The organism is Streptomyces sp. NPDC050211 (assembly GCF_040656035.1).
Taxonomy (GTDB): Bacteria; Actinomycetota; Actinomycetes; order Streptomycetales; family Streptomycetaceae; genus Streptomyces.
Window position 1 is genome coordinate 55,056 of the sequence record NZ_JBFALC010000046.1, and the last position, 12,059, is coordinate 67,114.

Consider the following 12,059-nt stretch of genomic DNA (forward strand, 5'->3'; position numbering starts at 1 on the left):
CCTCGGCCCCGTCGGGGCTTCGCGGAACGGAGGAGTACCGATGGGCGAGCGGGAGCAGGACGAGGCACTGGCTCGGGAGCAGCGGCGGCACTGGCAGCGCACGTACTCCGGCCATCCGGGCATGTACGGCGACGAGCCGTCCGCCCCCGCGGTGTACGCCGCCGAGCTCTTCCGGCGGGCGGGCGCGCACGAGGTGCTGGAGCTGGGCGCGGGGCACGGACGGGACGCCCTGTACTTCGCCCGCGAGGGCTTCGCCGTGCACGCCACGGATTTCAGCGCCGAGGGCCTGGAACAACTCCGCGCCCGGGTGGCCGGATCCGGCCTGTCCGTGACGACGACGGTCCACGACGTGCGCGAGGCGCTGCCGCTGCCCGACGCCTCCGAGGACGGGGTGTTCGCCCACATGCTGCTGTGCATGGCCCTGTCCACCGAGGAGATCCACGCCCTCGTCACCGAGGTACGCCGCGTGCTGCGCCCCGGCGGCGCCTTCGTCTACACCGTCCGCCACATCGGCGACGCCCACTACGGCGTCGGCGTCTCCCACGGCGACGACATCTTCGAGCACGGCGGCTTCGCGGTGCACTTCTTCGACCGCACGCTGGTGGAGGAACTGGCGGAGGGCTGGGAAGGCGTCGACGTGTACGCCTTCGAGGAGGGCGAACTGCCGCGCCGGCTGTGGCGGGTGACGCAGCGACTGCCGGGGTGAGGGTTTCCGCTTGAGATACTCCGGCCATGGACACAAGTGCGCAGGTGGACGCGGTACAGCAGGATGGGACGGCGGGTCGTCCCATGGAATGGGCCCTGCGTCCCGCTGAGCCGGCGGATGTCGAGGCGATCGCCGAGCTGCGGGCGACGGTGATGCGCCCGGACCTGGAGCGGCTGGGACGGTTCGACGAGTATCGCGTCCGGCAGCGGCTGCGGGATTCCTTCTCCCCGCAGCACACGTCGGTCATCGTGGCCGAGGGAGCCTTCGCGGGCTGCGTCACCGTGCGCCCGGCCGAGGACGGGCAGTGGCTGGAGCACTTCTATCTCGCTCCGAGCCTCCAGGGCCGGGGCCTCGGGTCGGCCGTCCTGCGCACACTGCTGCGGCGGATCGACGCCGACCACATGCCCGTCCGCCTGAACGTCCTGCGGGGCAGCGCCGCCCGACGGCTGTACGAGCGCCACGGGTTCACCGTAGAAGCTCAGGACCCGATCGATCTCTACCTGGTGCGACGGCCGGGTGGGGGCGCCCTCGGAACGCGTCCTGCCGGAACGCCCAGCTGATCCTGGGTTCCACGGCGAAGCGGAAGATCTGCCGTACGGGCGGGGTGCACAGCACGGTGACGACACCGGCCGCCACCACGGTGACGGCGATGGCGCCCAGCGGCCCATGGACCCAGGCGGGGTCGTACCAGCCCCAGAACTTGGCGCCCTGAGCCACGAACCCGTGCAGCAGATAGCCGTACAGGGTGCCCGCGCCCAGCACGGTGAACCACATGCGCCGCCCCGGCACCCAGGCGAGGAAACAGGCGACCAGGAGCATCGAGCAGCCGAAGGTGACCAGCGTCATCACGGGCCCGTACCAGGCCGGTGCGCCGAGTTCCTGGGCGCTGTCACGGTGGTAGAACCAGGCACTGCTCATCCGGGGTACCGCCCAGTACGCCGCGACGAACGCGCACAGGAACACCGGCACGGCCGCAATCCGCACCTCACGCCGCCGGACCAGCCGGAAGTGCTCGGGTTTCAGGAACAGGCCCAGCACGAAGTACGGCAGGAACTGCAAGGTGCGCTGCAGATCGAGGTCGTTGCCGATGCTCGGCCCCATGGTCGCCAGCATCGCGACGGCGAGCGCGACCGGCAGGGGCCGGCGCACCGACCGCCACAGCGGCGTGGTCAGCCGCCAGATGACCAACGCCACCAGGAACCACGTCAGATACAGGGGATCCAGCAAGGTCACGGGACGGTCCGGCACCTGGTCGGTCCACCTGGTGAAGAGGGTGTACGCCGTCTCGAACACGACGTACGGGACGACCAGACCGGTCACCAGCCGTTTGAGCTGCTCCGGGCGCGCGTCGAAACCACGCGAGAAATAGCCGGAGATGACGATGAACGCCGGCATGTGGAAGGCGTACACGAGCGTGTAGAGCCCCATGACGGTCCGGCTTCCGTCACGCAGCGGCTCCCAGGCGTGCCCCATCGCCACCAGCACGATCGCCAGATACTTGGCGTTGTCGAAGAACGCGTCGCGCTGCTTGGTCCCTTCGCGCGCCGGGGCCTCGTCGCGGTCGCGCGCGGTGTCCGTGGCGCTTGCTCTTACGGGAGTGACTGCTGTGACGAAGCGGCGTGACATCTCGTGCGCCTCACCGATTCGTCACGACGCAAACCTCTCGATACGAGGAGCAGCGCCGACTCCCTCGCCGAGCACCCGCGCCTCAGCCGGCCGCCGCACGCCGTGTCACGACGGCGATGAGCGCGGCCGCCGCCGCCAGTGCCGCCACGCTGGTGAGGGCCGTGGGAAGGGAGAACCAGTCCGCCATGAACCCGATGGCGGGCGGGCCCAGAAGCATGCCGCCGTAGCCGAACGTGGACGCGATGGCGACCCCGTCGGGGCCGGCCAGCGCGCCCGCGCGCTCGATGGCGACGGGGAAGAGATTGGCCAGACCGAGTCCGGCGATCACGAAACCGAGGAGGGCCGCCCAGAGGGTGGGAGCGAGGGCGCCGAGCAGCATGCCGGCGGCGGCGGTCGCGCCGCCGTACACCAACGTGCGGGTCTGGCCGAGGCGTTCGAGCAGCTGGGTGCCGGTGAGCCGCCCGATGGTCATGGCGAGCGCGAAGCAGGAATAGCCGACCGCCGCGACACCCGCCGTGGCGTCCAGATCCTGCTCCAGGTGCAGCGCGCTCCAGTCGGCCAGAGCGCCCTCGCCGTAGGCCGTACACAGCGCGATGAGGCCGAAGGTGATCACGAGGGGGCGGGTACGGGATCCCGGCCGGCGTGGCGCGGACTCCCCTCGCGGTGCGCTCTCGGGCGATTTCGGGGGCTGGATGCGCAACAGTGTGCGGCCCGCGAGCACGGTGACGAGCAGCCCGATCAGCGTGAGGCCGAGCAGGTGCTGCGTCGGAGTCAGCGCACCGGCGACGAGCGCACCGAGCCCGGCGCCGATCATGCCGCCGAGGCTGAACGCCGCGTGGAAGCTGGGCATGACGGGGCGTCGCAGGGCTCGCACCAAGTCGACCGCGGCGCTGTTGAATGCCACGTTGATCCCGCCGTACGCCGCACCGAAGACCAGCAGGACGGCCCCGAGTGCCAGGACGGAGTGGGTGAGCGGAGGCAGGGCGACGCTGAGGGAGAGCAGGATGCCGCAGATCACGGTCATCGGATGGCTGCCGAAGCGACGGCACAGGCGGCCGGTGACCATCATCGTTACGACCGCGCCGGCGGAGACGCCGAGGAGGGCGAGGCCGAGTGCGCTGCTGGAGGCGTTGGTCTGCTCCTTGATGGCCGGGATGCGCACGACCCAGCCGGCGAAGACGAAGCCGTCGAGGGCGAAGAAGACGGTGAGGGCGATACGGAGTCGGGTGAGGTCGCTTCGGTTGCCCGGCACGGCGTTGTGCGTTCGGGCTTTGTTTATTAGCGGCACAAAGTCAGGCTAGGGCGTGGGTGGGGTCACGGCAAGGCTGCCGATCGCCGGTCGGTCTGGGTGGGAAGCGAGGGGTGGGGAGAGCGGCATGGGAAGAGTGGCGCAATCGGACGTTGCGCCCCCGTTTCGCGAGGAGCAAGTTGGACGCGATGGGAGCGCTCGGCCGTTGGAAGACGACGGACATCGGCAGCAGCGACTTCACCGTGCGCCTGTACGACCAGGCCAGCCATGGTGCGGACTACTTCCTCGTCTACGTCACCCGCCAGGGCTTCGATCCGACCACCCAGCCGCTGACCTGGGGCGACCTCCAACTGGTCACTCGAACCGGCCGCTATGCCCCCAGCCAGAACTACTCGATCGACGTGAGCATGCCGGGACTCACCGGTCGCCACGTCGTCTACACGATCTGGCAGGCGTCGCACATGGACCAGACGTACTCCCTGTGCAGCGACGTGAACTTCACCTGAATCGTGCTTCACGGGTCCCGGATCATCCTCCGGTCCGGGACCCGTGGCGGTTGTGTGAGGCGGGCGGCCGCATGCCCGAGTCGCGCTGATCAGTGTGTGGATCGGCCGAGGACGCGGGCGAGTTCGATCCGGTCGATGTCAGAGCGTGGTCAGCTCGTAGAACCCCCTCCCGAACGTCGCCGCCACCAGCCGGTGGTGCCCCGCGTCGTACTCGATGTCGTCCACCGGCACCTGCGGCATGCCGCGGCCCAGACGCAGCCAGCGTCCGCCGCCCGTCACGGACGTGAACACGCCCTGATCGGTGGCGATATGGAGGACACCGCCACGGGCCACGACCAGGTCGTTGACGGGGGCCGCCGGGAGGTTGCCCGACAGGTCGCGCCAGTGCCGGCCGCCGTCGGCGCTGCCGTACACGTGGGGGAGCGGGTCGCCGGAGCGGTAGCCGGAGTGGGTGGTCCACACCCGGTCGGGGTTCTTCGGATCGACGACCACCCGGGTGACCCAGGGGCGCCCCTCGGCCAGCTTCGTCCAGGTGGCGCCCAGGTCCCTGGTGACCCAGACGCGGCCGTCGTCCGTGCCCACGTAGACCGTGCGGCCGTCGGACGCGGGGGCGATGGAGGTGATGGTGCCGTAGTTGGGGTAGAGCGGGTCGGAGCCCGGGCCGCCGCTCAGGTCGGGGCTGACGGTCTGCCAGGTCTCGCCGCCGTCCGTGGAGCGGTTGAGGACCTCGGAGCCGTAGTAGAGGACCTTCGGGTCACGCGGATCGAAAGCCATCGGCGTGAACCAGTTGCGGCGCTGGAACGTCGTCCGGTCGGCGAAGTACGTAAGGGTGTCGCCGCCGTCGGTGGAGCGGAAGCAGTTGCCGTACTGGTAGCAGGCGAAGACGTTGTTCACGTCGGCCGGGTTGATCAGGTTCTCCTCGCCGTCCCCGCCGAGGTACTCGTTGAACTTCTCCCCGCCCCAGGAGCGCAGCGAGCCGTTGTCCTGCGCGCCGCCCGAGATCCGGGTGACGTCCTGCGGGGTGATCGCCGCGCTGTAGAGCTGGGTGTACGGCTGGTGGCGGGACTTGACCCAGCCGCCGTCGCCGCGCGCGTCGGAGCGATAGACGCCGCCGTCGTTGCCGAGGTAGACGCGGCCGGGGCGGCGCGGGTCCCACACCATGGCGTGGTGGTCGACGTGCATGCTCGTGTCGTCGGCGCTCCAGGTGGCGCCGCCGTCCTTGGTGGTCAGCAGGGCGACCCCGGCCACGTGCACGTGCTCGGCGTCCCGGGGGTCGATCCACACCTTCCCGAACCACCAGCCGAAGCTGGACTGCGAGTTGGTGAGGTCGTCATTGGCGGGTGTGCGGGTCCAGTTGTCGCCGCCGTCGGCGGAGGCGTAGAAGCCCTCGAAGTGGCCGTCGGCCTTGTTGACGATCGCGTAGAGCCGGTCGCCCGCGACGCCCAGGCCGATGCGTCCGACGTCGGGGCCCACGGCGGGCAGTCCGCCGCCCAGCCGCTCCCACGTCTCGCCGCCGTCCGTGCTGCGGAAGACGCCGGAGCCGACACCGCCGTATGTGCGCAGATCGGGGCGGCGGCGCTTGTCCCACAGCACGGCGTACAGGCGGTCGCCGTCCGCCACGATCTCAGTGGCGCCGGTGAACTCGTTGGCACCGGCGAGGATCCGCTCCCAGGTCGCGCCGCCGTCCTCCGAGCGGTACACGCCCCGGTCGCCGCCGCCGTTGTAGAGCGAGCCGGCCGCGGCCACGTAGATGCGGCGCGGGTTGGCCGGGTCGACGGTGATGGCGCTGATCGCCCCGGAGTCGCGCAGGCCGAGCGGCGTCCAGCTCCGGCCACCGTCCCGGCTCCGGTACAGGCCCGTCCCCTCGTACGTGACGCTGCCGCCGCCCGGGTTGGGCTCGCCAGTGCCCACGTACAGGGTGCCGTCCGGGGCGGCCGTGACCGCGCCCATGGCCTGCGTCCAACTGTCGGGCCACACGGAGTGGAACGTGGCCCCGGCGTCCGTGCTGCGCCACAGACCGCCGCTCGCGGCCGCCGCGTACAGGGTGTCGGCGCGCTTGGGGTCGAGTGCGAGGGAGACGACCCGGCCGCCGATGTTCGTGGGTCCGGCGTTCTTCCAGCGGCCGCCGACGACCGGCAGCTTCCGGGCCTGCGCCGCGGCCAGGTCGTGTGCGTGGCGGGGGATCGACTCGCCGGACACGGTCTTCTGGGCGTAGCGGTACTCGGCGGGCGCGGACGGCCCGCGCACCGGCCGGTACACGTCGGAGGGGCCGGGCGGGGCCGCGCTCGCGGGTGCGGTGAGTAGCGAGGCGCCGGTGACCGCGGTGAGTACCAGCGCAAGCAGACCTCTGCCCATGAAAACCCTTCCGTCACATTGGCCACATCAAACGTGAACGACGGTACGAGAAGGGCGAGTTGAGCAGAAGAGCGCGTCCGGCACTCATCCCACGGCCGCGGGCGCCTCCTCCAGCGGGAAGTGGCAGGCCGCGCTGTGCAGTGGGGCTCCCGGCAGTGCGGCGGGCGCGGCCTCGGCACAGACGTCCTGCGCGCGCCAACACCGGGTCCGGAACCGGCACCCGGACGGCGGGTTCGCCGGTGAGGGGATCTCGCCGGTGAGCAGGATGCGCTGCCGCCCGCGCCCACCGCCGGCCACCGGCGAGGGCGCCGCCGACAGGAGCGCCGCCGTGTAGGGATGGCGCGGCCGGTCGAAGACCTCCTCGACCGGACCCGACTCGACGATCCGGCCGAGATACATCACGGCGACCCGGTCGGCGAGATGGCGCACCACGGACAGGTCGTGCGAGATGAACACGTACGACAGTCCCAGCTCGTCCCGCAGATCGCACAGCAGGTTGAGCACCTGCGCCTGCACCGACAGGTCCAGCGCGGAGACCGGTTCGTCGCACACGATGACGTCGGGTTCCAGGGCCAGGGCGCGGGCGATCCCGATCCGCTGCCGCTGCCCGCCGGAGAACTCCTGCGGATAGCGGTGCGCGTCGGACGCCCTCAGTCCCACCAGCTCCAGCAGCTCGCCCACGCGGGCCGAACGTTTCCCGGCGGGCACGAGGCCGTGGTGGGTGCGCCAGGGCTCGCTGATCAGATCCGCCGCGGACATCCGGGGGTTGAGCGAGCCGAACGGGTCCTGGAAGACCATCTGCACCTTCCGGCGCCAGGCGAGCAGCTCCGCACCCGACAGCGCGAACGGGTCGACGCCGTCGTACCGTACGGTGCCCGCGTCGGGGCGCTCCAGGAGCAGCAGGATCCTGGCCAGCGTGGTCTTGCCGCAGCCGGACTCGCCGACCAGGCCGAGCGTCTGCCCGCGACCGAGGGTCAGGTCCACGCCGTCGAGTGCGCGCAGCCTGGTGCCGCGCCTCACCGGGAAGCTCTTCACAAGGCCGGTGGCCTCCAGCAGGGTGCCATGCTCAGGCATCGGCGAGCTCCTTCCCGAAGTGGCAGGCGGCGGTCCGGCCGGTCGCCGTGGCGGTCAGCTGTGGCCGGTGGGTGGCACAGCGGTCGCGGGCCATGGGACAGCGGGTGCGGAAGGCGCAGCCGGTGGGCACGGACCGCGGGTCCGGCGGGCTGCCGGGAATGGAGCTGAGCCGGGCGCCCCGGTGCTGTTCGGCCGGTACCGACTCCAACAGGCCGCGCGTGTAGGGGTGGTGGGGCTGAGCGAACACCTCGGCCACCGGCCCGGTCTCCACGACCGTGCCCGCATACATCACGGCGACGCGGTCCGCGTGCTCGGCGGCGAGTCCGAGGTCGTGCGTGATGAGGACGAGCGCCGTGTGCTGCTCGCTGCGCAACTCCCGCAGCAGGTCCATGATCTGGGCCTGCACGGTCACGTCCAGGGCCGTCGTCGGCTCGTCGGCGAGCAGGACCCGCGGGCGCAGCGCGACCGCTGTCGCGATCAGCAGGCGCTGGCGCATGCCTCCGGAGAACTGGTGCGGATAGGCGTCGGCGCGTGCACGTGCCTCCGGGATGCCGACGCGCTCCATCAGCTCCACCGCTCTGGCCCGCGCCGCTCGCCGGGACATGCCCTCGTGGATCCGGAACGGCTCCGCGAGCTGCGTGCCGACCGTCATGACGGGGTTGAGCGAACTGAGCGCGTCCTGGAACACCATGGCCAGACCGGGCCCGGCCAGCCGCCGCCTGGCCCGCGCGTCCAGCGTCAGCAGATCCTCGCCGCTCAGCCGCACCTGCCCGCCCACCACCTCGGCGACCGGATCGAGCAGCCCCGCGACGGCATGCGCGGTCATGCTCTTGCCGCACCCCGACTCGCCCAGCAGAGCCAGTGTCTCGCCGGAGCGGACGGAGAAACCGACGCCGCGGACGACGGGGACGGGGCCGGTGGGGGTGTGGATGTCGACCGACAGGTCTGTGACGGAGAGGGTGGCGGCCGGCGCCGGCTGTTCGACGTGAGCGGCCGGCGCCGGCTGTTCGGCGTGAGCGTCCGGCGCCGACTGCTCAACGGCCGGGCCGTGGCCCCGGGTCCCGCCGGTGCCCACGGTGGTGCGGGCGCCCGCACCCTTCTCCGCCGTAGGGCGACCGCGCCGCAGCCCCTGCCGCCACCGCTGCCCCGGATCCGTCGTCAGCCGTGCCCAGGAGGCGAGCACCGTCGCCGACACGGTCGTGAGGACGATGGCGAGCCCCGGGAAGAGCGCGATCCACCACGCGCTCTGCAACTCCTGCCGCCCCTGCGCCACCATCAGCCCCCAGCTCACATCCGGTGGCTGGATGCCGATGCCCAGGAAGCTCAGCGAGGACTCGGCCAGCATCACGAAGCAGAAGTCGAGCGCGGCCACGGTGAGCAGCGTGGGCAGCACCGAGGGGGCTACATGGCGCCGGATGGTCGCCCAGCCGCTGGTGCCGAAGGTGCGGGCCGCGTCGATGAAGAGCCGGCTGCGCAGCTCGGCGGACTCGGCGCGCGCGGTGCGCAGATAGACCGGGATCCGGGCGACGGCCAGGACCAGCACGATGTTCGCGGTGCTCGGCGAGAACACGTACAGCACGACCACGGCCAGCAGCAGTGACGGGAAGCTGAGGATCACGTCGGCGATCCGCAGCGACACGTTCTCGCGCCATCCTCCGTGATAGCCCGCCCACATGCCCCACACCGACCCGATGAGCAGGGAGCACAGCACGGCGGGCACGGCCACGGACAGCGTCGTCCCGGCCGCCGCGAGCAGCCGGGCGGCGACCGGCCGGCCCAGGGAGTCGCTGCCGAGGACGAACGCCCAGCCGTGGTCGAGGCTGAACGGCGGCCGCCCGGGCGCGCGCAGGTTCTGCCGGGTCGCCAGGTCGCCGGCGAGGAGCGGACCCAGTACGGCGCACAGCGCGACCACCACCAGCACCAGCGCCGCCGCGAACGCGAACCGGTCCCGCAGCAGCGGTGAGAGCCAGTTCCGCCGTGCCGCTGCCCCATCTGCTTTTCGAAGCATGTCCCGTCCTCGACTCATGCCGCCGCCGGCTGCCGTACCCGTGGATCGAGCAGCGCGTGGCAGAGGTCCACCAGGATGTTGAGCGCGAAGATCACCAGTGCCGTGAGCAGCACCGCGGCCTGCAGCACCGCGAAGTCCCGCTGCAGCACCGAGTCGATCATGAGTTTGCCGATGCCGGGCCAGCCGAAGACGGTCTCGACGACGACGGCCCCGTTGACCAGCCCCACAGCGAGGTCGCCCGCGACGGTGAGCGCGGGAGCCGCCGCGTTGCGCAGGGCGTGCCCGAACACCACCCGTGCCTCGGAGGCGCCTTTGCTGCGCGCCACCTTCACGTACGGCGCGGAGAGCGCGGTGACCATGGCGCCCCGCACCACCTGGACCAGCACCCCGAACGGGCGGATGAACAGCGTGGCCACCGGCAGCACCCAGGCCGCCGCACCGCTCGTACCGGACGTGGGCAGCCAGCCGAGCGTCACCGCGAAGACCAGCACCCCCATGATGGCGAACCAGAAGTCGGGCACGCTCGCGGCGGTCGAGGAGAGAAGGCTCGCCACCCGGTCCATGGCCGAGTTGGGCCGGTAGGCCGCCAGGCTGCCGATCGCCACGGCGCCCACGATGGAGAGCAACATCGTCCAGCCCGCCAGCTGGATCGTCGCGGGGAAGGCCCGCAGAACCGCCTCGCTCGCCGGCTGGGCGGTGCGCAGCGACTCGCCGAAGTCGAGCCGCGCGACCTGGGCGAGGTAGTCGCCGAACTGGGTGATCAGTGGCTCGTCGAAGCCGTTGCGGGCGGCGAACTCCGCGCGCATCTCGGGTGTCGCGCTGAGCGGCAGGTACAGGTTGGCGGGGTCTCCGGTGAGGCGGGCGAGGAAGAACACGCCGAGGACGACGACCAGCAGCGGTATGACGCTGGAGACCGCACGGCGGCGCAGCAGGATCAGCACATCCGCTCCCTCAGTCCGCGCGGCGCATGTCGGCGAGCCGCATCTCGTCATTGGTGGACGGGTCCGGCCGGTAGCGGACCTTCGAGGAGAGTGCCAGGATCCCGGTCATGTTGGCGATGACGGCATCCCGTACGACCTCGTCGTTCTGGTACGTGAACGCATCCGCGAACGCCGTCTGCCGCGCCGAGCCCGAGGCGAGCTCCGCCCGCTCGATCATTGCGTCGAACGCGGGGGTGCCGTAGCTGCTCTGGGCGCCCTTGCTGCCGTAGATCTGCTCCATCGTGAACGCGGCGTCCCCGGCCTGGTTGCCGTGCTGCGCCTGGAGCAGGGTGGGGCCGGTGTCGCCCGCCGGGAAGGGGCGCAGCAGGTACTCCAGCCAGGCGTTGACGTCGAGCATCTTGATCTCTGCCTTCAGCCCGGCCTTGAGCAGGCCGTCCTGCACCACCTCCATCGCCTCGGCGGCCTTGGGGTAGATGCCGTTGCGGCCGATGATGGTGATGGTCCTGCCGGTCGGGACGCCGTCGGCGCGGGCCTCGGCCACGAGTTGCTGCGCGCGTTCCGGGTCGTAAGGCCACGGCCGGACGCGGGGGTTGTGGCCGGTGACGCCCTTGGCGACGAGCTGGCCGGTCGGCCGGCCGGCGAAGACCGCCGTGGTCAACCCCTCGCGATCCACGACATAGTTGATGGCTCGTCGGACCCGGATGTCGTCCAGGGGCGGTTTGGCGGCGTCCATCCGCAGGTACGACACCTCGTTGGTGGCGAACTCCACCGCCCGGTCGCCCGCCCCGTCCTCGGGCGCGAGGCCGATCGCGACATCCGCCTCGTCATTGGTCACCATCGCGGCGCGCACGCTGCCCTCCGCCCGCCAGACATAGGTGGCCGCGTTGAACTCCGGTGCCCTTCCCCAGTACTCGGAGAAGCGCTTCAGACGCAGGAAGTGCCCCTCGCTCCACTCGTCGATCCGGTACGGCCCCGTGCCGACCGGCTCGCGCACCCGGGAGTTGGGCGCCGTGCTCGTCGGCACGATCTCCACGAAGGACAGGCGCAGCGGCAGGATCGGGTCCGGCTCGGCTGTGGTGACCTTGAGCGTGGTGTCGTCGACCGGTACGGCGGTCAGCTCGCTGTCCGCGAAGATGTAGCCGTCGACGTTGCAGTCGATGCGGGAGTCCGTGGCGCGCTTGACCGAGAAGGCGGCCGCGTCGGCCGTGAGCGGCGAACCGTCGTGGAATCTGACCCCCGGCCGGAGCGTGAAGGTCCACGAAGTGGCCGACGTGCGGCTCCACTTGGTGGCCAGCGCCGGCTGAAGCCGACCGGTGGACGCCTCGCGCTCGGTGAGCGCCTCCGTGATGTTGGCTCGCGTCACCCGGCCCGTCGCGGTGAGTGAGGCGTCGCAGGGTTCGAGGGTCGGGGGTTCCTCGGGAAGGACGATGCGCAGGGTGTCGGGACCGCCTCCGATGGGGTCGGCGCCGGCCACCGAGCATCCGGAGACGGTGAGCAGAACGGCCAGGGACGTGACGATCGGACGGGTGCGGACTGAGCCTGGACCGGCCACTGAGCCTCCGTCTGTCCATAACAGCAAACGTAGTTTAGATAT

9 protein-coding genes and 1 pseudogene are annotated in these 12,059 nt (G+C 71.3%); 3 read left to right on the top strand and 7 right to left on the bottom strand.

What is annotated here, in order from left to right:
- The first annotated feature begins 40 nt into the window (after window positions 1–40).
- Window positions 41–706 carry a class I SAM-dependent methyltransferase gene (locus tag AB0I98_RS34420; RefSeq protein ID WP_362948792.1) on the top strand — a complete coding sequence of 222 codons (666 nt, stop codon included), beginning with the start codon at window positions 41–43 and terminating at the stop codon, window positions 704–706.
- 83 nt (window positions 707–789) lie between these two features.
- Window positions 790–1,266: a GNAT family N-acetyltransferase gene (locus AB0I98_RS34425; RefSeq protein WP_362948827.1), complete on the top strand. Its 477-nt coding sequence runs from the start codon at window positions 790–792 to the stop codon at window positions 1,264–1,266.
- Here AB0I98_RS34425 and AB0I98_RS34430 read toward each other — a convergent pair.
- Together AB0I98_RS34430 and AB0I98_RS34435 are read right to left on the bottom strand one after the other, a co-directional pair.
- On the bottom strand, window positions 1,172–2,332 hold the full coding sequence (locus AB0I98_RS34430; protein ID WP_362948794.1) for an acyltransferase family protein: 1,161 nt from the start codon (window positions 2,330–2,332) through the stop codon (window positions 1,172–1,174). The two genes, AB0I98_RS34425 and AB0I98_RS34430, sit on opposite strands and share 95 nt — an antisense overlap.
- A gap of 82 nt (window positions 2,333–2,414) precedes the next feature.
- Window positions 2,415–3,584 (bottom strand): MFS transporter, encoded by a 1,170-nt coding sequence (locus AB0I98_RS34435; protein WP_362948796.1) that lies wholly within the window; start codon window positions 3,582–3,584, stop codon window positions 2,415–2,417.
- 173 nt (window positions 3,585–3,757) lie between these two features.
- Here AB0I98_RS34435 and AB0I98_RS34440 point away from each other — a divergent pair.
- Window positions 3,758–4,087, top strand: a pseudogene (locus AB0I98_RS34440) (lytic polysaccharide monooxygenase auxiliary activity family 9 protein); the annotation flags it as partial.
- Between the two features lie 138 nt (window positions 4,088–4,225).
- Here the strand turns inward: AB0I98_RS34440 and AB0I98_RS34445 are convergent.
- From AB0I98_RS34445 to AB0I98_RS34465, 5 genes are all read right to left on the bottom strand, one after another.
- Complete coding sequence (locus tag AB0I98_RS34445) at window positions 4,226–6,442, bottom strand: glycosyl hydrolase (RefSeq protein ID WP_362948798.1); 2,217 nt, start codon at window positions 6,440–6,442, stop codon at window positions 4,226–4,228.
- An 84-nt stretch (window positions 6,443–6,526) separates the two neighbouring features.
- Complete coding sequence (locus AB0I98_RS34450; RefSeq protein WP_362948800.1) at window positions 6,527–7,516, bottom strand: oligopeptide/dipeptide ABC transporter ATP-binding protein; 990 nt, start codon at window positions 7,514–7,516, stop codon at window positions 6,527–6,529.
- On the bottom strand, window positions 7,509–9,524 hold the full coding sequence (locus tag AB0I98_RS34455; protein WP_362948802.1) for a dipeptide/oligopeptide/nickel ABC transporter permease/ATP-binding protein: 2,016 nt from the start codon (window positions 9,522–9,524) through the stop codon (window positions 7,509–7,511). Before AB0I98_RS34455 ends, AB0I98_RS34450 begins: the two co-directional genes overlap by 8 nt.
- A 14-nt stretch (window positions 9,525–9,538) precedes the next feature.
- Window positions 9,539–10,465 carry an ABC transporter permease gene (locus tag AB0I98_RS34460; RefSeq protein WP_362948804.1) on the bottom strand — a complete coding sequence of 309 codons (927 nt, stop codon included), beginning with the start codon at window positions 10,463–10,465 and terminating at the stop codon, window positions 9,539–9,541.
- A gap of 10 nt (window positions 10,466–10,475) precedes the next feature.
- A complete protein-coding gene (locus tag AB0I98_RS34465) occupies window positions 10,476–12,017 on the bottom strand; it encodes an ABC transporter substrate-binding protein (RefSeq protein ID WP_362948806.1) in 1,542 nt (513 codons plus the stop codon).
- Window positions 12,018–12,059 lie beyond the last annotated feature (42 nt).